The following is a 20,750-nucleotide window of genomic DNA, read 5'->3' as shown; positions in this document are numbered from 1 at the left end:
GGGGATCCGTCGACGCAGGGACCCGGCAGCCCATCGCGCGGTTCCTCGCGCGCGCCGCCGCCACCGCTTCCCCGGCGGCGGCGCGCCATGCCCTCCACGTACGCCACACACCCGGAAGCGCGGGAAATCGTGTTCGACTTTCTTCAAGGCTACGACGTCCTAGGGGCGTTCTGGACGACGGTGGAACTGACCGTCCTCTCGGCCGTCGGCTCCCTGGTCTGGGGCACCCTGCTGGCCGCGATGCGGGTCAGTCCGGTCCCGCTGATGCGCGGATTCGGCACCGCCTACGTCAACATCGTCCGGAACATCCCCCTGACCGTCATCATCATCTTCACCTCGCTCGGCCTCGCCGACATCTTCGGCATGACGCTGGGCGCCTCCGACTTCAAGATCCAGGGCTTCCGCCTCGCGGTGCTCGGCCTGACCGCCTACACCGCGGCCTTCGTCTGCGAGGCGATCCGCTCGGGCATCAACACCGTGCCCGTCGGGCAGGCCGAGGCGGCCCGCGCGATCGGGCTGAACTTCTCGCAGAGCCTGCGGCTGATCGTGCTGCCACAGGCCTTCCGCGCGGTGATCGGCCCGCTGGCCAACGTCCTGATCGCGCTGACGAAGAACACCACGGTGGCAGCCGCGATCGGCGTCGCCGAGGCCGCCGCCCTGATGAAGACGATGATCGAGAACGAGGCCCAGACGCTGGCCATCGGCGCGGTCTTCGCCTTCGGCTTCGTGGTCCTGACCCTCCCGACCGGCCTGTTCCTCGGCTGGCTCGCCAAGCGCCTGGCGGTGAAGCGATGAGCTCCGTCCTGTACGACACCCCCGGGCCCCGCGCCAAGCGGCGCAACGTGGTCCTCTCCGTCGCCTTCGTACTGCTCCTCGCCCTCGCGGTCTGGTGGGTCTGGCAGAAGATGGACGACAAGGGCCAGCTCAAGTGGGACCTGTGGCAGCCGTTCACCACCTCCGAAGCGTGGACCACGTACCTGCTGCCGGGCCTCGGCAACACGCTCAAGGCCGCGGCGCTCGCCATGGTCATCGCCCTCCCGCTGGGCGCGGTCTTCGGCATCGCCCGCATGTCGGACCACACCTGGGTGCGGATACCGGCCGCCTGGGTCGTGGAGTTCTTCCGCGCGATCCCGGTCCTGCTGCTGATGCTGTTCGCCAACGAGTTCTACGTCCGCTCCACCGACGTCGGCAGCGACGAACGGCCGCTGTACGCGGTCGTCACCGGCCTGGTGCTCTACAACGCCTCGGTACTCGCCGAGGTCGTGCGGGCCGGTGTCCTCGCGCTCCCCAAGGGGCAGACGGAGGCGGCGTACGCGATCGGCCTGCGCAAGGGGCAGACGATGACCGGCATCCTGCTGCCGCAGGCGGTCACCGTGATGCTGCCGGCCATCGTCAGCCAGCTCGTGGTGGTCGTGAAGGACACCGCGCTGGGCGGCGTGATGCTCCAGTTCACGGAACTGCTCACGGCGCGCGGCACGCTGGCCGCCAACTACGCCAACGTCATCCCCAGCTTCGTCGTCGTCGCAGTCATCTTCATCCTGCTGAACCTCGCGCTCACCACGTTCGCCTCCTGGCTGGAGAAGCGGCTGCGGCGCAGCAAGCGGGGCACCGGCGCGGTGCTGGGCCCCGAGGACGTCCAGGACCTGAACGCCGCCGAGGTGGCCGGCGCCTACGGCTCGGGAGCGTCCGCCTGACCCTGAGTCAACACACGCACCGGGTACGGAGGCGGTGGCCGCACGGCCGCCGCCTCCGCCGTGTTCCGGCGCCCCGACGGGGTCCGCGCGCCCGCCATGCTGACGTGTCCCCGGGTGCGCCGCTTGACCGGGTGGCGCCCAGTCTGTTGCATACGTTCTGTGATCGTGCACCCTGCTCCACCCACTTGTTCATCGATGTCCGTCGGGACTTGCGTACGGGCAGGGGGCGCCGCGCCGTGGACCCGGTGATCATCGTCGGAGCGGGGCCCGTCGGGCTCACGCTGGCCCTGGCGCTGGCCCGCCAGGAGGTGCCCTCCGTCGTCCTGGACGAGGGTCCGGGCAAGGACGAGCCGCGCCCGGCGCGCACGGTGGTGCTCCGCGAGGACACCGCCGCCCTGGTGACACGCCTGTCCGGCGCCCCGCTGGAGGAACTGGGCACCCGCTGGACCGGCTGGCGGTCGATGCGGCGCCGCCAGGTGCTGCGCGAGGTCGTCTTCGACGACGCCGGCGAGCCGTCCCCGCTGCACCTCGCCCAGCACGTGCTGACCAACGCCCTGCGCGCCGCGATCGCCGACGAACCGCTGGTCAGGATCGCCACCGACAGCCGGCTGGACGCCGTCGAACAGGAGCGCTCCGGAGTCACCGCGCACACCCGCGGCCCCAAGGCCACCTGGTGGCGCGGCAGCTACCTGGTGGGCTGCGACGGACCCCGCTCGACCGTGCGCAAGCTCCTGGACATCCGCTTCCCGGGCCGCACCGCGGTGGAACGGCACGCGGTCGCCGCGCTGCGCACGGAACTCCCCTGGCCCGGTCAGGCGTTGCTCCATCGGACCCCGCCGTGGCGGACGTCCGGACCCTCGGCCGGGGAGGTGACCGCCCGCCCCCTCCCGGACGGCGCGTGGCGCCTGGACTGGCTGCTGCCGCCCGGCAAGGACCTGGTCACGCCCGAGCTGCTCGTGGCCCGGATCCGCGAGACCCTCGCGGGCTGGACGGGCGGCACCACACCGCCGTACGACCTGCTCGACACCGGCGTCCACACCGTGCACCACCGCCTCGCCCGCAGGTGGCGGGTGGGCCGGGTGTTCGTCGCCGGGGACGCCGCGCACCTGCTCGGCGCGCTCGGGACGCACGGCCTGGACGAGGGGCTGCGGGACGTGGACAACCTCGCCTGGAAGCTGGCCCCGGCCTGGCACCACGGCCCGCACGAGGCGCTCCTCGACAGCTACCAGACGGAGCGACGCGCGGTGGTGGCCGCCCGGCTGCGCGCCGCCGACCAGGTGCTGCCGGTGCTGCGCGGCGGGGGCGGGCTGCGCGGGTTCGTCCCGGGCGCGTCCCGGGGGCACGACGCGCTCCTCACGGAAGGCCACCTGGGGCACGGCCCGCTCGGTGCGCCGGGGGCGTACGCCGACTCGCCCCTCGCGCCCCGGCACCTGGAGCACGAGATCCCGGTCGACACCCCGCCGGGGACACCGGTCGCCGACGTCCGGGTCACCGCGGAGGACGGCACCTTCGTGCAGCTGCGCTCCCGGCTCGGCCGCGGCGCGCTGCTCGTCGTCCTCATCGCGCCCGGTACCGGCGTCTGGGACCGCAAGCACTGGGTCTCCGCCGGGATCATGCCCCGGCTCGCGGCGGCCGTGACCGCGCTGCCGCACCCCGCCGAGCTGCTGGTCGCCGAGGCCTACCCGGGCGCCCCGGCGCACGCGGTGCTGCTCGTGCGCCCCGACGGCCATCTGGTCACCGCCCTCAACGGCGTCCGCCCGGCCGACCTGTACGCGGCGGCCGAGGCCACGCTGGGCGGCAAGGACCAGGAGGCGGCCGAGCAGGCGGAGCAGCGGGAGGAGACGGAGGCGCCGGCCGGTTCCCCCGCGCGGTGACCGGGCCGTCCACATTCTGACGGTGAGTTGACCGGCCCGCACCGGCGTGGTGTACTCCGCATCGTGAACGACACCACTGTGCGCCTGTGGCGGAAGGTCCATGTGGACCTGGTCCGCTATGCGGGCTGCGTGTGTCTTCCGTCCTGCTGATTTCGCATTCCTCTTCTCTCCGGGCGCCGTCTGCGCCCGCTTCTGCGAACCCTCGTCAGGATCGGTGCACGTGTCTGCCTCCCTCTCCTCTTCTTCCTCCTCCGTTTCTCCGTCCGCCCCCGCGCCCGGCGCCGCGCCCACCCAGGCGGACCTCCTCGACTTCGTCCGGCGTACGGCCGCCGACACCGAGCTGATCGCCTCGCTCCCGCTCGACCCCGAGGGCCGCACCTGGGTCCGGCTCGACGGCCCCGCCGGCAGCGAGGCGTGGCTGATCGGCTGGCCGCCCGGCTCCGGCACCGGCTGGCACGACCACGCCGAGTCGGTCGGCGCCTTCCTCACCGCGAGTGGTGAGCTGAAGGAGTACTCGCTGGCCACCCGGCTGCCCACCGACGGCTGGAAGACCCTGGAACTCTCCGAGGGCGTCGACCGCGAGCGCCGGCTGCCGGCCGGCAAGGGCCGCTCCTTCGGCCGCGACCACGTCCACGAGGTGCTCAACGAGTCCACCGAGCGCCACGCGGTCTCCGTCCACGCCTACTACCCGCCGCTGCCGCGGATCCGCCGCTACAGCCGCACCGGACAGGTGCTGCGCCTGGAGCAGGTCGAGCGCCCGGAGGACTGGCAGTGAGCGGCACGGAACCGGCGGAGTCCCGCCCGGCGGAGCCGCGCCCGGTGGGCATCGACGAACTGCTGGAGCGGGTGCGCGCGGGCTACCGGCGCGTCGAGGCGCAGGAGGCGTACGAGGCGGCGCGCTCCGGCGAGGCCCTGCTCGTCGACATCCGGTACGCGGCGCTGCGCGACCGGGACGGGCTGATACCCGGTGCACTCGTCATAGAGCGCAACGAACTGGAGTGGCGCCTGGATCCCCAGGGCAGCCACAAGACCCCGGAGGCCACCGGCCACGACCTCCAGGTCGTCGTGATCTGCAACGAGGGCTACGCGTCCAGCCTGGCCGCCGCCTCCCTGCACCAGTTGGGCCTGCACCGGGCGACGGACCTGGTCGGCGGCTTCCAGGCATGGAAGACGGCGGGCCTGCCGGTCACGCCCCAGGCGTCCTAGCCCTACGGCTCCCCGGTCCCGGAGGCCCGGTGGTCCCGGCCGAGGCCGACGCCCCGTCAGAAGTCCCCGCTCTCCAGGAACTCCGTGTCCTCGCCCTCCTCCTCCAGCGCCCGCCGGACGACCCGGAGGGCCATGCCCTCGGAGTACCCCTTGCGGGCGAGCATGCCGGCGAGGCGGCGGATCCGCTTGTCGCGGTCGAGGCTCCGGGTGGAGCGGAGCTTGCGGGCGACGAGTTCGCGGGCGGTCTCCTCCTCCTGATCGGAGTCGAGCCGGCCGACGGCCTCGTCGATGAGCGCCGAGTCGACGCCCTTGGTGCGCAGTTCCCGGGCGAGTGCGCGCCGGGCCAGCCCCCGGCCGTGGTGCCGGGACTCCACCCAGGCGTCCGCGAACGCGCTGTCGTCGATCAGCCCGACCTCCTCGAACCGCGACAGCACCTCCTCGACGACCTCGTCCGGGATCTCCCGCTTGTGCAGGGCGTCCGCGAGCTGCTTCCTGGTGCGCGGGGTCCCGGTGAGCAGGCGCAGACAGATCGCCCGCGCCCGCTCAGCCGGGTCCGCTGGAGGTTCCCCCTGCTCGGCCCTCGACGAGGAGGAGGAACCCCCGTCCTCACCGGACGGCTCCCCGAAGCCGCGCCGGCGGCGCGTCCCGGGCCTCCGCGAGCCACGGCCGGGTGACCCGTGCCCGCGCGGTCCGTCCGGGTCGCCGGGCGTGCCGTCACCGTGGAAGCCGTCGGCGTGCAAGCCCCCGTACGCGCCGTCTCCCCCGTATGTGCCGCCCCCGTGGTGGTCGCCGCCCGTGACGTAGGCCTCGTCGCCGTCCCCGGTGGAGCCCGGGTCGCCCCCGGCGCCCCTCCCCCGTGGGGCACCGGGGGACGTGTACTCGTGGTCGGCCCAGTCGGTTCGTCGTGTCACGGCGTCAGCTCTTGGCGGTGGCGGCCTTGGGCTTGGTGACCTTGGCGGCGGCCGGGGCCGGCACCGTCTTCGCCGCATCGTCCGTGGCCGCCGCGGTGGTGACCGCCGCGTCCGCGCCCGGCTCGGCGGCGGGCGTCTCCGGGCGGACACCGACGCCCAGCTTCTCCTTGATCTTCTTCTCGATCTCGTTGGCGAGGTCGGGGTTGTCCTTGAGGAAGTTGCGCGCGTTCTCCTTGCCCTGGCCGAGCTGGTCGCCCTCGTACGTGTACCAGGCGCCGGCCTTGCGGACGAAGCCGTTCTCCACGCCCATGTCGATCAGACCGCCCTCGCGGCTGATGCCCTGGCCGTAGAGGATGTCGAACTCGGCCTGCTTGAAGGGCGGTGCGACCTTGTTCTTGACGACCTTGACCCGGGTGCGGTTGCCGACCGCCTCGGTGCCGTCCTTCAGGGTCTCGATGCGGCGGATGTCGAGTCGCACCGAGGCGTAGAACTTCAGCGCGCGGCCACCGGTCGTGGTCTCCGGGGAGCCGAACATCACGCCGATCTTCTCGCGGAGCTGGTTGATGAAGATCGCGGTGGTCTTGGACTGGTTGAGCGCGCTGGTGATCTTCCGCAGCGCCTGGCTCATCAGACGGGCCTGGAGACCGACGTGGCTGTCGCCCATCTCGCCCTCGATCTCCGCACGCGGCACGAGCGCGGCGACGGAGTCGATGACGATGAGGTCGAGGGCGCCGGAGCGGACCAGCATGTCCACGATCTCCAGGGCCTGCTCGCCGTTGTCCGGCTGGGAGAGGATCAGGTTGTCGATGTCGACGCCGAGCTTCTGCGCGTACTCGGGGTCGAGGGCGTGCTCCGCGTCCACGAACGCGACCTGGCCGCCCGCCTTCTGCGCGTTGGCCACGGCGTGCAGGGTCAGGGTCGTCTTGCCGGAGGACTCCGGTCCGTAGATCTCCACGACGCGGCCGCGCGGCAGGCCGCCTACGCCCAGGGCGACGTCGAGCGCGGTCGACCCGGTCGAGATGACCTCGATGGGCTCCTTCGTCCGGTCGCCCATGCGCATGACCGCGCCCTTGCCGAATTGCCGTTCAATCTGAGCGAGCGCGGCGTCGAGCGCCTTCTCGCGGTCGGTTCCTGCCATGGGTTCCACCCGGTTTGCTTGAGTCGATCGCTTCACGTCAAAGACGCTAACGCCTGCCACTGACAATGCGCCCCGACGCCGGTTCGACCTGTGGACAACTCGGTGACTTCTCCGCCGAAACCGTGTCGAACTGCCGCCGGGATCCCCGCCGTGAGCCGTGCCGGAGCTTCCATAAGAATGGATGTTCGATTTTCGTGTCAAGCGCACCACGCGGTACTCCCGCCACTCCCCGCAGGGTGCTCACCCGCCTCTCACGCGGGGGCCTGAACGGGGGCGCGCGTGCCACTCCGGGGGCGGCAGCCGGAAGCGGAAGCGCGGCGCGGCGATCCGCACCACCCGGCAGGACGTTCACCCGATCGTGAGTTTCCGCCTGCCCTCGCCCGTCGTGCCGCGATGCTCGAAGAGGCGGCCGGGGCGCCGCCTCCGGGTGCCGTGGGTGGGAGAGCGCATGACACGTGAGACGGGACGACGCGGTCTGGACGAGCAGGCCGTGCTGCTGGCGGCGGGGCTGGCCGATCTGGCGGTGAGCACGGTGGGCACCGCCTTCGGGACGTTACGCGGGCTGCTGCGCCGCTCGGACGCCGGCGCGCTGGCGGCGGAGGCCGAGCACGATCTGACCGCACGGGGGCGCCTGGTCCTGGACCGGTACGCGGCGGTGCCCCCGGCCCATCTGGAGCTCCTCGCCCGGCATGCCCTCCTCCGGCGGACCGCCGGCGATGACTGACCGGTGGGATCCGGCCGCCTTCAAGCACCGCGTCGACGACGTACTGCGCGGGTTCGTCGCCGAGGAGGCCTGCCTGTTCGCGGCGGTCGACCCGCTCCTGGGCCCGGTGGCCGAGCAACTGGAGGCGGCGGTCGCGGACGGCAAGCGGCTGCGGGCGGCGTTCTGCTACTGGGGCTGGCGTGCGGTGGGCCAGCCCGACAGCGAGGCGCTGGTGCGGGCGGCGGCCTCGATGGAACTGGTGCACGCCGCCGCCGTCGTACACGACGACCTCATCGACGACAGCCCGCTGCGGCACGGCCGCCCCACCCCGCACCTCGCCCTGCGGGCCGCCGTGGCGGACCGTCCGCGCGCCGACGACACCGCGCGGTCGCTGGCGATGCTCGTGGGCGATCTGCTGATGTCACTGGCCGGGCAGCTGTTCGCGACCTGCGGGCTGCCCGCCGCCTACCTCGCCCGGGCCCGCCCCCTGTGGTCGGTGCTGGCCCGGGAGCTGATCGCGGGCGAGTGCCTGGAGATCCTGCGCACCGGAGCCGGTCCGGACACCACGGCCTCGCTGAAGGTGATCCGCTACAAGACCGCCAAGTACACCGTCGAGCAGCCCCTGTTGATCGGCGGCGCCCTGGCCGGGGCCGGCGAGCGGCTGCGCGCGGGGTACTCCGGGTACGGGCTGCCGCTGGGCGAGGCCTTCCAGTTGCGCGACGACCTGCTCGGCCTGTTCGGGGCCCCGGAGCACACCGGCAAGGCCAACGCCGACGACGTACGCGGCCACCGGCCCACCGCCCTGCTCGCGGAGACCTGGCGCCTCGCCCGGGCCGACGACCGGGAGCGGCTGGGCGCGCTGCTCGGCCGCAGTGACCTGGACGCGGACGGCCTGGACGCGGTCCGCGAGGTGATGTGCCGGCTCGGGGCGCCCGACCGGATCGAGCACATGATCGGCGCCCGGGTCGCGGAAGCGCTCGACGCCCTCCACGAACTGAACGTGCCGGCCCCCGCCGCCGGTGCCCTGACCTCGCTGGCCCACTCGGCCGCGGTCCGCCTGTCCTGACCCCCACGGGTGGCCCGGACGGCCTGGCCGGCCGGACGGCACCCGCGACGACAAGGAGCCCTGCCGTGATGCACACCGAGGCCTCGATGGACCCCCTGCGGCACGCCGGCGACGAACTCGCCGACGCCACGGTCGCCGCACTCTTCGAGCGCGGGGAGGTGGGCACGTTCAACACCCTGATGCGCTACGTCTCCACCGCCGGCGCGCCCCTGCCGGACGGGCTGCCCGAGGTCGCGCGGGAGTACCTGGAGGCCACCCGGGTGCCGCCGTCCTGGGTGGACTGGGGCGAGATGGAGAAGGCCCGGCTGTTCTTCATCGACAACAACGTGCACATCTCGACCGCGCTGTCCTTCGCCGCCATGCCCGCCTGTTACGTCGTCCCGCGCGTGGCGAAGCTGCTGTCGGCCACCCACGGGCTGAAGTACCCGTCCAAGCGGATGGCGGAGACCGGTCAGTTCACCGTCTACCTCATGCGGCCCGACGCCTTCGAGGCCGGCGGCCGCTTCGTCCCGGCCGCCCAGAAGGTGCGCCTGCTGCACGCCTCCATCCGGCACCACCTCAGGCGCGAGAATCGCTGGGACACCGAGACGCTCGGCACGCCGATCTGCCAGGAGGACATGATCGGCGGACAGATGTTCTTCTCCATGCTGGTCCTCGACAGCCTGCACCGGCTGGGCATCCACCTGTCCACGGAGGGCGCCGAGGCGTACTACTACGCGTGGCGGGTGGTGGGCGCCATGCTCGGCGTCGACCAGGCGGCCGTCCCGAAGACCCTCGAAGAGGCACGCGCCTTCCTCGACCTGTACATGGTCCGCCACATGGGCCCCTCCGAGGAGGGCGCGGTCCTGACCCGGCAGCTCATCGACCTCTACGAGGAGGTCGTCCCCGGCACCTTCTTCGACCCGATCGTCTCCGCCCTGATCCGCCACCTGGTCGGCGACACCTGCGCGGACTGGCTGGAGGTGCCGCGCACCCCGTGGGACACCGTCGTCAAGGCCGTACCGCACCTCCTCGGCGTCCTGGAGACCATCGAGGACCGCTCGCCGCTGGGCGCCTGGGCCCTGGACCGCCTCGGCCACCTCACGACCGTCCTCGAACTGTCCTCGCTCACCCGTGGCCGCGTCATGCACTACGCCATCCCCGAACACCTCAAGAAGGACTACGGCGTCGAGGGCACCGTCCCCCGCACCCGGCGGTGGACCCCGCCGGCCGCCACGGTCTCCTGATCCCCCTACTCCGCTACTCCGCTACTCCGCACGGCGTACGGCGGGTGCCTTCGGCCGGACGACGACCGCGCGGACGGACGCCGGGAGGCTGGGCGCATGTCCTCCTCCCTGAAGAGTCCGCCCCGCAAAGCGCCGGCGAACCCGCTGACCGGGATCCTGACCCGGGCGCGCCCCGCCGAGCGTCTCTGTCACGTGACCGGCGTACTGCTCGTCCTCTCCGGTCTGGCGCATCTGGTGGTGTTCGCGGTCGACGGCGGCCCCTGGTACGGGCCGGTCTCCTGGCGCAAGCCCGTCACGTTCGGGCTGTCCTTCGGACTGACGCTGATGGCGGTCACCTGGGTCGCCTCCTACCTGAGGGTCGGGGAGCGGCCGCGGACCGTCCTGCTGCTCGTCTTCGCCGCGGACTGCGTGGTGGAGGTCGGCGGGATCACCCTGCAGGCGTGGCGCCGGGTGCCCTCGCACCTCGACATGGAGACGCCCTTCGACACCGCGGTGTCCATGATGCTGGCGGTGGGCGGCGGGGTCCTGGTGGTGCTGCTCACCGTCTTCGCGGTGGTGTCCTTCCGGCGCCGGCCGGCCGGTCCGGCGGGCATGGCGCTCGCGGTGCGCTCCGGGTTCGCGGTCCTGCTGGTGGCGCTGGCCTCGGGAGCGGCGATGATCGCGCGTGGGGTGGTACTCGTCCGGACCGGGCACCAGCAGGCGGCGTACGACTCGACGGCCCCGCTCAAGCCGCTGCACGGGGTCAGCCTGCACGCGGTGCTGGTCCTGCCGGCCCTGGCCTGGCTGCTGTCCCGCACCACGTGGAGCGAGCGGACCCGGTGGCGGGTCGTGGCCGCGGCGGTGGGCTGCTACGCGGCGGCGGTCGCCGCTGCCGGGGTGTGGGCGGTACTCACCTACTGACCTGCCGACCGCTAGACCTGCCGACCTACCGACCGCGGTTCGTCTGCGGATCGCGACGACCGTCAGGACGGAGTGTCCCCGGGGCTCTCGGCCGGCCGCTGCCATATCAGGCGCTGCGTCAGGCGCCGCGCGCGCGTGAGCGGGCCGACGCCGCCCGTACCGCGCCGGCGGTGCCCGTGCACCCGGGGGTCGTCCGTGACGTCGTACCGCTTCACGTAGGCGCTCAGGAACGCCTGGAGCGTCGCCACCGCCGGGATGGCGATCAGTGCGCCGACCGCGCCGAGGAGCGCGGTGCCCGCGATGACCGAACCGAAGGCGACCGCCGGATGGATGTCGACCGACTTGGAGGTCAGCTTGGGCTGCAGCATGTAGTTCTCGAACTGCTGGTAGATCACGACGAACACCAGCACCCACACCGCGTACAGCGGGTTGACGGTGAACGCGATCAGCATCGGCAGCGCGCCCGCGAGATAGGTGCCGATGGTGGGGATGAACTGCGAGACCAGCCCCACCCACACGCCCAGCACGGGCGCGTACGGCACACCGAGGGCCTCCAGCAGGATGTAGTGCGCGATCCCGGAGATCAGCGCCATCACACCGCGCGAGTACAGATAGCCGCCGGTCTTGTCGACGGCGATCTCCCAGGCGCGCAGCACCTCGGCCTGGCGGGCGGGCGGCAGCACGGAGCACAGGGTGCGGCGCAGCCGGGGGCCGTCGGCGGCGAAGTAGAACGCGAACAGTGTGATCGTCAGCAGCTGGAAGAGGCCGCCGAGTACCTGTCCGGACACGTCGAGCGCACCGGCCGCGCTGTTCTGCGCGTACTTGCGCAGCCAGTCGGAGTGCAGCAGGCCCTCCTGGACGTCGACCCGCTTCACCTCGGTGTGGAAGGTGTGGTTGACCCAGTTGATGACGGAGTCCAGGTAGTCGGGGAAGTCCTCGACGATCTTGATGATCTGCCCGGCCAGCATCGAGCCGAGCAGTGTGATGAACCCCGCGGTGGCGATCGCCAGGCCGAGGAAGACCAGGAAGGTCGCGAAGCCGCGGCGCATGCCGCGGGAGGCCATCCAGCTCACCGCGGGCTCGATGGCGAGCGCCAGGAAGAACGCGATGAGGATGTTGATCAGCAGCCCGGTGAGCTGGTGGAAGGCCCAGCTGCCGAGCTGGAAGGCGGCGACGAGGGCGAGCGCCAGCACCATGGCGCGGGGCAGCCAGCGCGGCATGCGGGCGCCCGGTACCGCGGCGTCGGCGGCCGGTGCTCCGGCGCGCGGCGTCGTGTCGGCCGTGTCGACCGGGGATGCGTCCTGGACGGTCCGCCCGTCCTCGTCAGTGGATGCCACGGTGCAAGTCTCGCCCACGCCACTGACATCGCGTGGCCCGTATCCGATCTCCGCGCACGGTCAGCGCCTCTCCCCCGGAACGTTCATGACCGTGCAGACCACGCGCCACACGTCCTTGGCCTCCCAGCCGGCGTTCAGCGCCTCGTGCACCGTCAGTCCGCCGAGCTCCGTCATCACGTGATCGCGCGCGAAGGTGTCGGCGTACCCGGAACCGAAGTGTTCCGCCATCCGCTGCCAGAAAACCGTCAACCGCATGAAACCAGTATCCCGCCCCTGAGAGTGGGCCCTGCCCGGGACCGCTTGCCGAGACCGCTTTCCGCCCTACGGTCTTGCGCATGGCCGAAACCGGAGTTTCCCCGCTCCCCCCTACGCCCCCGGCGCACTCCCCGCTCCTGCGCGCCGAGCAGTTCATGTGGCTCACCGCACGCGTACTGGAGCAGCGTCTCTTCTCCTACCACTTCCTGAACGGCGGCCCCGATCCGGTGGAGACCGCGCTGGAGGCCTACCGCAACGAGGACGGCGGCTACGGACACGCCCTGGAGCCCGATCTGCGCGGCCCGGTGAGCCAGCCGCTGCACACCGGGCACGCGCTGCGGGTCCTGGACGCCATCGGACGGTGCGGCGGCCAGCGGGTGGAGCGCGTCTGCCGCTATCTGACAGCGATCTCCACCCCGGACGGGGCGCTGCCCGCGGTCCGCCCGAGTCAGCGCGGCTATCCGGCGGCGCCGTTCGTCCCGGTCGTCGACGACCCTCCCAGCGAGCTGCTCGCCACGGGTCCGGTGGTGGGTCTGCTGCACCGCAACGAGGTCTGGCACGCGTGGCTGTTCCGGGCCACCGACTTCTGCTGGCAGGCGATCGAGAACCTGGAGAAGTCGCACCCCTACGAGATCGAGGCCGCGGTCGCCTTCCTGGACACGGTGCCCGACCGCTCGCGCGCGGAGGCGGTCGCCGACCGGCTGGGCCGCCTGGTGCGCGAGCAGCGCCTGGCCGCGCTGGATCCCGGGCGCCTCGACGGGTATCCGGTCGCGTCCGGCTACGCCCCGGGCGAGCACCACTACCCGCACGACTTCGCGAAGTCCCCGGACTCGCTCGCGCGCTCGTGGTTCACCGACGAGGAGATGACCCGCTCGCTCGACTTCCTCACCGCCGAGCAGGAGCCGGACGGCGGCTGGCCGATCCGCTGGCGCCGGTGGACACCGGCCGCCGCCCTGGAGGCCCGCCCCAGGGTGACCCTGGAGGCCCTGCAGACGCTCAGGGCGTACGGCCGCTTCGTGGGGTGACGGAAGCCGGCTGCCGGACGGCGGCTGTCGGCCGAGGAGAGCCGGGTGACGGAAGTCTCAGCCGGTGACGGCGCGCAGCCCCGCCGTGACCAGCACGGCGACCCCGACGACGACCAGGAAGGGCGCGCGCAGCACCAGGGCCACGGCCGCCGCACCGAGCCCCGCGGCCCGGGCGTCCAGCACGAGCGCGTGCCCGTCGGCGAAGGTCTGCTGGGCGGTGAGGGCGGCGAGCAGGGCCACGGGCAGCAGGGCGGCCAGCCGTCGCACCACCGGCCGCTCCAGCACGCCCGCGGGCACCAGCAGGCCGGCGAGCTTGACGGCGTAGCAGCCGAGGGCGGTCGCGCCGATCGCGATCCAGAAGTTCACCGGGTCTCCTCGGGTGCCTCGTCACGGGTACGGTCGCGGCCGGACCGGCGGCCGGAGACGAACAGGGCGGCCGGTGCCGCAAGCGCGGCCACCAGGACCGGGACCCCGGCCGGCAGCACGGGCAGCAGGCCGAGCCCCAGCAGCACCGCGAGGGCGGCGACCGCGCGGTCGGTCGTGGTCTTCAGCATGGGGGCGAGCAGGGCCAGGAAGACCGCGGGTCCGGCCGCGTCCAGGCCCCAGGCGCCGGTGTCCCCGACCGCCTTGGCGCCGAGCGCGCCGAGCAGGGTGGTGAGGTTCCACAGCACGTACAGGCTGAGCCCGGTGACCGTGAAGCCGATCCGGGCGGCGCGCCGCGTCGGCTGGGCGAGGGTCACGGCGGTGGTCTCGTCGATCACCCACTGCGCGGCGAACGGCCGCACCGCGCGCGGGAGTGCCAGCACCTGCGAGAGGCGCAGCCCGTAGAACGCGTTGCGCACCCCCAGGAAGAAGGCGCCGGCCGCCGCGGTGAGCGGGTTGCCGCCGGCCGCGAGCGCGCCCACCAGGGCGAACTGGGAGGCGCCGGTGAACACCAGGAGGCTGAGCGCGCAGGTCTGGAGCAGGCCGAGCCCGCTGCCTGCCGAGGTCACCCCGAAGGCGAACCCGGAGAGTCCCACGGCGACCCCGACCCCGAGGGCGTCCCGGACGACGGCGGAGTCCGGCTTCGGCTCACCGTCGCCGCGTATGTCTGCGAGTGCTGTCTGCTGTGCCACACCCGGGACGCTACGGGCGGCCGTCCCGCGCGTCTTGTACGTTCTTGCGCTCGCGTTGGTAGGCGCCCGGCGGGACGCCGACGATCCGGGCGAAGTGCCGGTTGAGGTGCGGCTGGTCGGTGAAGCCGACGGCGACGGCCGTCGCGGCGGGTGCCGTACCGGCGTCCAGCAGCAGCCGGGCCCGGCGCACCCGGGCGTCGGTCAGCCAGGTGTGCGGGGGCATCCCGTACGCGTCCCGGAACGCCCGCAGCAGCGCGAACGGGCTGGTGCCGAGGTCGCCCGCCAGCCGCTCCAGGGTCGGCGGCTCGGCCATCCGCTCCTCCAGCACCGCACGCGCGCGTGCGGCGAGCCGGGCACCGGCGGTACGGACCTGCCGCTGCGGCAGCGGGCCGCCGTTCAGCCGCAGCAGCCGGGTGATCGCCACCCGCAGCAGGGTGTCGGCCGCGAGCGCGTTGCCCTCGTCGGCGGCGCGCAGCACCCGGTGCACCAGGGCAACGCTGTACGGGTCGTCGAGCACGGGACCGACGAAGCCGGGGGTGCCCCGGATCCCGGTGGTCTCGGCGGCGATCCCCGCGACGAGGTCGGGCGACGGATAGACCGCCCCGTACCGCCAGCCCTCGGGCACCCCGGCCCGCCCGGTGTGCGGGGTGTCCGGATTGACCAGCGCGAGCGCCCCCGCCCCCGCCGACACGTCGGAACCCCGGTGGTGGAAGACCTCCACGCCGTCCGCGATGGCGGCGATCACGAAGTGCTCGTGCGTGTGCCGAACGAACGTCTTGCGCACATACCGGGCACGCAACAGGTCGACACCGGGCAACGCCTCATACCGCCAGTGCCGCGCCTGCTCGTCCGCTCCCGCCACACACCCATTGTCGACCGCCCACCCCCGACCACATCCCGCGCCTCCCACCCGACCGCCTTCAACCACATCCACCACCCCACCCGCCCCCAGCCACCCGGCACGGGCGCCCCCGCCCCCGCCCCAGCCTTCCTGAGCCCCTCCCCGCCCCCTCCTGAGCCCCTCCCCGCCCCCTCCTGAGCCGCTCCGCCGCGCAGCCGCTTCGCCCGCCCCTTTCTTCGCGCAGCCGCCGACGGCGAATCCGCCCCACAGGGGCCACCCGCACCCGACGACGAAACCGTCACGGGTGGTGCGGGTGGGAACACAGAGACCGAAGGCGAAGCCGAGGACGTCTCCGCAGGTCAGCCCCGTTTGTCAGTGCCCGGGTGCAGGATGGACGCATGCCGAAATCCGCACACCGAGCCCTCGACGGCTTCTCCCCCGCGACCCGCGGCTGGTTCACGGGGGCGTTTTCCGCGCCCACCGCGGCCCAGGCCGGCGCGTGGCAGGCCATCGGCGCCGGCTCGGACGTGCTGGTGGTCGCCCCGACCGGCTCCGGCAAGACGCTGGCCGCCTTCCTCGCCGCCCTGGACCAGCTGGCCGCCACCCCACCCCCGGCCGACCCGAAGAAGCGCTGCCGCGTGCTGTACGTGTCACCGCTCAAGGCCCTCGCCGTGGACGTCGAGCGCAACCTCCGCAGCCCCCTGACCGGCATCCGGCAGGAGTCCGTCCGCCTCGGCCTGCCCGAGCCGGAGATCAGGGTCGGCATCCGCTCCGGTGACACCCCGGCTGCCGAGCGCCGCGCCCTGTCCACCCGCCCGCCGGACATCCTGATCACCACCCCGGAGTCCCTGTTCCTGATGCTGACGTCGGCCACGCGCGACGCACTGACCGGCATCGAGACGGTGATCCTGGACGAGGTGCACGCGGTCGCCGGCACCAAGCGCGGCGCGCACCTCGCGCTCTCCCTGGAGCGGCTGGACGAGCTGCTGCCTGCCCCGGCCCGCCGGATCGGCCTGTCGGCGACCGTCCGCCCGGTCGACGAGGTGGCCCGCTACCTCTCGCCGCACCGCAAGGTGGAGATGGTCCAGCCGAAGTCCGGCAAGGAGTTCGACCTCTCCGTCGTCGTCCCGGTGGAGGACATGGGGGAGCTGGGTGGCTCCCCGGCCACCGACGGCGCCGAGGGGGCGGAGAAGCCGTCGATCTGGCCGCACGTGGAGGAGCGGATCGCCGACCTGGTGCAATCCCACCGCTCGACGATCGTGTTCGCGAACTCCCGCCGCCTGGCGGAGCGGCTGTGCAACCGGCTCAACGAGATCGCCTACGAGAGGGCGACCGGCGAGCCCCTGGACGAGCACCACGCGCCGGCCGAGCTGATGGGCGGCTCGGGCGCGGCCCAGGGCGCCCCGCCGGTCCTCGCCCGCGCGCACCACGGCTCGGTCTCCAAGGAGCAGCGCGCCCTGGTCGAGGAGGACCTGAAGGCCGGCCGGCTGCCCGCCGTGGTGGCCACCTCCAGTCTCGAACTGGGCATCGACATGGGCGCGGTGGACCTGGTCGTCCAGGTCGAGTCCCCACCGTCGGTCGCCTCCGGCCTGCAACGCGTCGGCCGGGCCGGACACCAGGTCGGCGCGGTCTCCACCGGCGTGGTCTTCCCCAAGTACCGGGGCGACCTGGTGCAGGCGGCCGTGGTCACCGAGCGGATGCGCACCGGCTCCATCGAGTCCCTGAGGGTCCCGGCCAACCCGCTGGACGTGCTCGCCCAGCAGCTGGTCGCGATGACCTCCCTGGACACCTGGCAGGTCGACGACCTGCTCGCCACGGTCCGCCGTGCGGCCCCCTTCGCCGCGCTCCCGGAGTCGGCGTTCACCGCGGTCCTCGACATGCTCGCGGGCCGCTACCCCTCGGACGCGTTCGCGGAATTGCGCCCGCGCGTGGTCTGGGACCGGATCGCGGGGACGGTCACCGGACGTCCGGGCGCCCAGCGGCTCGCCGTCACCTCCGGCGGCACCATCCCCGACCGCGGCCTCTTCGGCGTCTTCCTGGCCGGCGCCGACCCGAAGAAGGGCGGCGGCCGGGTCGGCGAGCTGGACGAGGAGATGGTCTACGAGTCCCGGGTGGGCGATGTCTTCACCCTGGGGACCAGCTCCTGGCGCATCGAGGACATCACCCGGGACCGGGTCCTGGTCTCCCCCGCCCCGGGTGTCCCGGGGCGCCTGCCCTTCTGGAAGGGCGACCAGCTGGGCCGCCCGCTCGAACTGGGCCGCGCGGTCGGCGCGTTCCTGCGCGAGGTCGGCGCGCTCCCCAAGGACGACGCCCGCCTGCGCCTGCTCGCCGCGGGCCTGGACGCCTGGGCGGCGGACAACGTGCTGACGTACCTGGACGAACAGCGCGAGGCCTGCGGCCACATCCCCGACGACCGCACGATCGTGGTCGAACGCTTCCGTGACGAACTCGGCGACTGGCGGGTCGTCGTCCACTCCCCGTTCGGCGCCCAGGTGCACGCCCCCTGGGCGCTCGCCCTCGGTGCCCGGCTGGCCGAGCGGTACGGCATGGACGCCCAGGTCATGCACGCCGACGACGGCATCGTGCTGCGGCTGCCCGACGCCGACCTGATGGGCCTGGACCTGCTCGACCAGGCCCCCGTGAAGGCCGGTACGCCTTTCGACACGGCGGTCGACGCCGAGCAGGCCCCCGTGGGCGCGGCGGACGTCGCCTTCGACAAGGGCGAGGTCGACCAGATCGTCACCGAGCAGGTCGGCGGTTCGGCCCTGTTCGCCGCCCGTTTCCGCGAATGCGCGGCCCGCGCGCTGCTGCTGCCGCGCCGCAACCCCGGCAAGCGCACCCCGCTGTGGCAGCAGCGCCAGCGCGCCGCCCAACTGCTCCAGGTGGCGAGCGAGTTCGGTTCGTTCCCGATCGTCCTGGAGGCGGTCCGCGAGTGCCTCCAGGACGTCTTCGACGTGCCGGGCCTGGTCGAGCTGATGGGCGACCTCGAATCCCGCAAGGTCCGCCTGGTCGAGGTCACCACCCCGGAGCCGTCCCCGTTCGCCCGTTCCCTCCTCTTCGGCTACGTCGCCCAGTTCCTGTACGAGGGCGACTCCCCGCTCGCCGAGCGCCGCGCGGCCGCGCTCTCCCTGGACTCCAGGCTGCTGGCCGAGCTGCTGGGCCAGGCGGAGCTGCGCGAACTGCTCGACGCGGACGTCCTGAGCGAGCTGGAGCGCGAGCTCCAGTGGCTCGCCGAGGACCGCCGGATCAAGGACCTGGAAGGCGTCGCCGACGTGCTGCGGCTGCTCGGACCGGTCACGGACGCCGAGTTGGCGGAGCGGGGCGCCGAACCGCAGTGGGCCGGGGAACTCGCCAGGTCGCGCCGGGCCATCAAGGTCCGGATCGCCGGCGCCGACCACTGGGCGGCGATCGAGGACGCGGGCCGGCTGCGCGACGCCCTCGGCACGGCACTGCCCGTCGGTGTCCCCGAGGCGTTCACCGAGCCCGTGAAGGATCCGCTCGGCGACCTCCTCGCGCGGTACGCGCGCACCCACGGCCCGTTCACGTCGACCACCGCGGCGACCCGCTTCGGGCTCGGGGTGGCGGTCACGGACGGCGCGTTGCAGCGGCTCGCCGCGGGCGGGCGGATGGTGCAGGGCGAGTTCCATCCGGCGGGCATCGGCCAGGAGTGGTGCGACGCGGCGGTGCTGCGCAGGCTGCGCCGCCGTTCGCTGGCCGCGCTCCGGCACGAGTTGGAGCCGGTGGCACCGGCCGCGCTCGCCCAGTTCCTGCCGCAGTGGCAGCACATCGGCAAGGGGCACGGGCTGCGCGGCGTCGACGGACTGGTGCGCGCCGTGGAGCAGTTGCAGGGCGCGTCGGTGCCGGCGTCGGCTCTGGAGAAGCTGGTCCTGCCGTCCCGCGTGGCGAACTACTCGCCGGCGATGCTCGACGAACTCACCGCGGCCGGCGAGCTCGTGTGGGCCGGCGCGGGTGCCCTGCCCGGCAAGGACGGCTGGGTCTCCCTGTATCTGGCGGACGCGGCGCCCGTGCTCCTCCCGCCGCCGCACCCGCTGGAGCTGACCGCCCTCCACCAGTCCGTCCTCGACGCCCTGTCCGGGGGCTACGGCCTGTTCTTCCGGCAGATCGCCGACCAGGTCCGCGCCACCACGCACCCCGACGCCACCGATCCCCAACTGGCCGACGCCGTCTGGGACCTGGCGTGGTCCGGGCGGCTCACCAACGACACGCTGGCCCCGATGCGCTCCCTGCTGGGTTCGGGCCGTACCGCGGGCTCCACGGCGCACCGCGCCAAGCGTGCCGTCCCGCGCGGCCGATACGGCTCGCTGACGGCCGCCGCCCGCCCCGCCTCCCGTACCGGCCCGCCGACCGTGGCCGGGCGCTGGTCCCTGCTGCCGCAGCGCGAGCCCGACACCACCGTGCGCGCCCACGCCCTGGCCCGCACCCTCCTCGACCGGCACGGCGTGGTGACCAGGGGCGCGGTCGCGGCGGAGGGCGTGGAGGGCGGCTTCTCCGCGGTGTACCGGATCCTGTCGGCGTTCGAGGAGAGCGGCCAGGCCCGCCGCGGTTACGTGGTGGAGGGCCTGGGCGCGGCCCAGTTCGCGATGGACGGCGCGGTCGACCGGCTGCGCGCGGTGTCCAACGCCCGCGAGCGGGGCGAGGTCCTGCCGGGCGCGGGTCTCGCGGGCACCGGCGCCCCCGCGCCCACCGGCCCGAGCGGCGACCACAGCTCTCCGGCCCCCACCGACCCATTCGACCCCGCCGCCCCGCTCGGCCCCGGCGACCCGTTCGACCCCCTCGGCCCTTTCGACGCGTCCGGCTTCCCCGACCTGGACGGCGACTTCACCTGGCCGCCCGAGCCACCCACCGCCCCGGGCGACTACGTCTCCCCCAAGGACCTCGCCCCCGCCGACCCGTTCGCCGCACCCGGCTACGGCGGCCCCCGAGGCGGTGGCCCAGCCAACGCCTACGTTCCGAACCCCTACGCCTACGGCGGCCATCGCACCCGCACCCCCGCCGCACCCGACCCCAGAGCCGTGGTCCTCGCCGCCGCCGACCCGGCGAACGCCTACGGCGCCGCGCTCCCCTGGCCCGAGCCCCCGACCGGCGCCGGGCACAAACCTGGCCGCAAGGCCGGTTCCCTGGTGGTCCTGGTCGACGGGGAGCTGACCCTCTACATGGAGCGCGGCGGCAAGACCCTGCTGGCCTGGCCCGCCGCCCCGGACACGGCCGCCACCGACGACCCCCGGCTCCGCACGGCGGCTGAGGCCCTCGCGGCCGCCGCCCGCGCGGGCACCCTCGGCACGGTGACGGTGGAGCGCGTCAACGGCGTCTCGGCCCTGACCTCCCCCCTGGGCGCCCTCCTGGAGGGAGCGGGCTTCATCGCTACCCCGCGCGGCCTGCGGCTCCGGGCGTGAAGCAGGGTGGACGCCTCACCTCCCGCGGACGCCTCACCACCCCGT

General features: G+C 73.5%; 19 protein-coding genes. 12 read left to right on the top strand and 7 right to left on the bottom strand.

What is annotated here, in order from left to right; all coding sequences use genetic code 11:
* Positions 1–129 precede the first annotated feature (129 nt).
* The 6 genes from ACGF5O_RS14250 (at position 130) to ACGF5O_RS14225 (ending at position 4,774) form a co-directional block, all read left to right on the top strand.
* Complete coding sequence (locus ACGF5O_RS14250) at positions 130–795, top strand: amino acid ABC transporter permease (RefSeq protein ID WP_393810174.1); 666 nt, start codon at positions 130–132, stop codon at positions 793–795.
* The gene (locus ACGF5O_RS14245; RefSeq protein WP_393810173.1) at positions 792–1,694 is read left to right on the top strand and encodes an amino acid ABC transporter permease; all 903 of its coding nucleotides are present in this window, start codon (positions 792–794) and stop codon (positions 1,692–1,694) included. Before ACGF5O_RS14250 ends, ACGF5O_RS14245 begins: the two co-directional genes overlap by 4 nt.
* Positions 1,695–1,930: 236 nt before the next feature.
* Positions 1,931–3,568, top strand: a complete 1,638-nt coding sequence (locus tag ACGF5O_RS14240; protein ID WP_393810172.1) for an FAD-dependent monooxygenase — start codon at positions 1,931–1,933, stop codon at positions 3,566–3,568.
* 63 nt (positions 3,569–3,631) lie between these two features.
* Complete coding sequence (locus ACGF5O_RS14235) at positions 3,632–3,718, top strand: putative leader peptide (protein ID WP_350779852.1); 87 nt, start codon at positions 3,632–3,634, stop codon at positions 3,716–3,718.
* A 70-nt stretch (positions 3,719–3,788) separates the two neighbouring features.
* Positions 3,789–4,343 (top strand): cysteine dioxygenase, encoded by a 555-nt coding sequence (locus ACGF5O_RS14230; protein WP_393810171.1) that lies wholly within the window; start codon positions 3,789–3,791, stop codon positions 4,341–4,343.
* Positions 4,334–4,774 carry a rhodanese-like domain-containing protein gene (locus ACGF5O_RS14225; protein ID WP_393810610.1) on the top strand — a complete coding sequence of 147 codons (441 nt, stop codon included), beginning with the start codon at positions 4,334–4,336 and terminating at the stop codon, positions 4,772–4,774. Before ACGF5O_RS14230 ends, ACGF5O_RS14225 begins: the two co-directional genes overlap by 10 nt.
* 56 nt (positions 4,775–4,830) lie before the next feature.
* On the opposite strand, the gene recX is transcribed toward ACGF5O_RS14225, so the two are convergent.
* Positions 4,831–5,685, bottom strand: coding sequence for a recombination regulator RecX (gene recX / locus ACGF5O_RS14220; RefSeq protein ID WP_393810170.1), 855 nt, complete (start codon positions 5,683–5,685; stop codon positions 4,831–4,833).
* A gap of 4 nt (positions 5,686–5,689) precedes the next feature.
* On the bottom strand, positions 5,690–6,823 hold the full coding sequence (recA, locus tag ACGF5O_RS14215; protein WP_362598231.1) for a recombinase RecA: 1,134 nt from the start codon (positions 6,821–6,823) through the stop codon (positions 5,690–5,692).
* A gap of 448 nt (positions 6,824–7,271) precedes the next feature.
* Here recA and ACGF5O_RS14210 point away from each other — a divergent pair, with 448 nt between their 5' ends.
* From ACGF5O_RS14210 to ACGF5O_RS14195, 4 genes are all read left to right on the top strand, one after another.
* Positions 7,272–7,547 (top strand): polyprenyl synthetase, encoded by a 276-nt coding sequence (locus tag ACGF5O_RS14210; RefSeq protein ID WP_393810169.1) that lies wholly within the window; start codon positions 7,272–7,274, stop codon positions 7,545–7,547.
* On the top strand, positions 7,540–8,592 hold the full coding sequence (locus ACGF5O_RS14205; protein ID WP_393810168.1) for a polyprenyl synthetase family protein: 1,053 nt from the start codon (positions 7,540–7,542) through the stop codon (positions 8,590–8,592). The genes ACGF5O_RS14210 and ACGF5O_RS14205 overlap by 8 nt, the downstream gene beginning before the upstream one ends.
* 65 nt (positions 8,593–8,657) lie before the next feature.
* A complete protein-coding gene (locus ACGF5O_RS14200) occupies positions 8,658–9,818 on the top strand; it encodes an oxygenase MpaB family protein (RefSeq protein ID WP_393810167.1) in 1,161 nt (386 codons plus the stop codon).
* A gap of 96 nt (positions 9,819–9,914) precedes the next feature.
* Positions 9,915–10,718 (top strand): hypothetical protein, encoded by an 804-nt coding sequence (locus tag ACGF5O_RS14195; protein WP_393810166.1) that lies wholly within the window; start codon positions 9,915–9,917, stop codon positions 10,716–10,718.
* A 62-nt stretch (positions 10,719–10,780) separates the two neighbouring features.
* Here the strand turns inward: ACGF5O_RS14195 and ACGF5O_RS14190 are convergent, their stop codons facing one another.
* The gene (locus ACGF5O_RS14190; RefSeq protein WP_393810165.1) at positions 10,781–12,055 is read right to left on the bottom strand and encodes an AI-2E family transporter; all 1,275 of its coding nucleotides are present in this window, start codon (positions 12,053–12,055) and stop codon (positions 10,781–10,783) included.
* Between the two features lie 60 nt (positions 12,056–12,115).
* On the bottom strand, positions 12,116–12,310 hold the full coding sequence (locus ACGF5O_RS14185; RefSeq protein WP_362598249.1) for a DUF3046 domain-containing protein: 195 nt from the start codon (positions 12,308–12,310) through the stop codon (positions 12,116–12,118).
* Positions 12,311–12,390: 80 nt separating this feature from the next.
* Between ACGF5O_RS14185 and ACGF5O_RS14180 the strand changes: the two genes are divergently transcribed.
* Positions 12,391–13,335, top strand: a complete 945-nt coding sequence (locus ACGF5O_RS14180) for a hypothetical protein (protein WP_393810164.1) — start codon at positions 12,391–12,393, stop codon at positions 13,333–13,335.
* A 57-nt stretch (positions 13,336–13,392) separates the two neighbouring features.
* On the opposite strand, the gene ACGF5O_RS14175 is transcribed toward ACGF5O_RS14180, so the two are convergent.
* The 3 genes from ACGF5O_RS14175 to ACGF5O_RS14165 are packed head-to-tail and all read right to left on the bottom strand — an operon-like array spanning position 13,393 to position 15,312.
* Complete coding sequence (locus ACGF5O_RS14175) at positions 13,393–13,701, bottom strand: AzlD domain-containing protein (protein WP_393810163.1); 309 nt, start codon at positions 13,699–13,701, stop codon at positions 13,393–13,395.
* Positions 13,698–14,450 (bottom strand): AzlC family ABC transporter permease, encoded by a 753-nt coding sequence (locus tag ACGF5O_RS14170; RefSeq protein ID WP_393810162.1) that lies wholly within the window; start codon positions 14,448–14,450, stop codon positions 13,698–13,700. The genes ACGF5O_RS14175 and ACGF5O_RS14170 overlap by 4 nt, the downstream gene beginning before the upstream one ends.
* Positions 14,451–14,460: 10 nt before the next feature.
* Entirely contained in the window at positions 14,461–15,312 is an 852-nt protein-coding gene (locus tag ACGF5O_RS14165) for an AraC family transcriptional regulator (RefSeq protein WP_393810161.1), read from the bottom strand.
* Between the two features lie 377 nt (positions 15,313–15,689).
* Between ACGF5O_RS14165 and ACGF5O_RS14160 the strand changes: the two genes are divergently transcribed.
* Positions 15,690–20,705, top strand: a complete 5,016-nt coding sequence (locus ACGF5O_RS14160; RefSeq protein ID WP_393810160.1) for an ATP-dependent helicase — start codon at positions 15,690–15,692, stop codon at positions 20,703–20,705.
* Positions 20,706–20,750 lie beyond the last annotated feature (45 nt).

It is taken from the genome of Streptomyces sp. NPDC048291 (assembly GCF_043201715.1).
In the GTDB taxonomy this organism is placed as follows: domain Bacteria; phylum Actinomycetota; class Actinomycetes; order Streptomycetales; family Streptomycetaceae; genus Streptomyces.
This window is presented reverse-complemented; position numbering and strand designations above follow the sequence as displayed.

Coding starts and splice junctions, on each gene's coding strand:
- ACGF5O_RS14245 (WP_393810173.1), top strand. CDS start 792: ATGAGCTCCGTCCTGTACGACACCCCCGGGCCCCGCGCCAAGCGGCGC.
- recA (WP_362598231.1), bottom strand. CDS start 6,823: ATGGCAGGAACCGACCGCGAGAAGGCGCTCGACGCCGCGCTCGCTCAG.
- ACGF5O_RS14210 (WP_393810169.1), top strand. CDS start 7,272: ATGACACGTGAGACGGGACGACGCGGTCTGGACGAGCAGGCCGTGCTG.
- ACGF5O_RS14205 (WP_393810168.1), top strand. CDS start 7,540: ATGACTGACCGGTGGGATCCGGCCGCCTTCAAGCACCGCGTCGACGAC.
- ACGF5O_RS14195 (WP_393810166.1), top strand. CDS start 9,915: ATGTCCTCCTCCCTGAAGAGTCCGCCCCGCAAAGCGCCGGCGAACCCG.
- ACGF5O_RS14185 (WP_362598249.1), bottom strand. CDS start 12,310: ATGCGGTTGACGGTTTTCTGGCAGCGGATGGCGGAACACTTCGGTTCC.
- ACGF5O_RS14180 (WP_393810164.1), top strand. CDS start 12,391: ATGGCCGAAACCGGAGTTTCCCCGCTCCCCCCTACGCCCCCGGCGCAC.
- ACGF5O_RS14160 (WP_393810160.1), top strand. CDS start 15,690: ATGCCGAAATCCGCACACCGAGCCCTCGACGGCTTCTCCCCCGCGACC.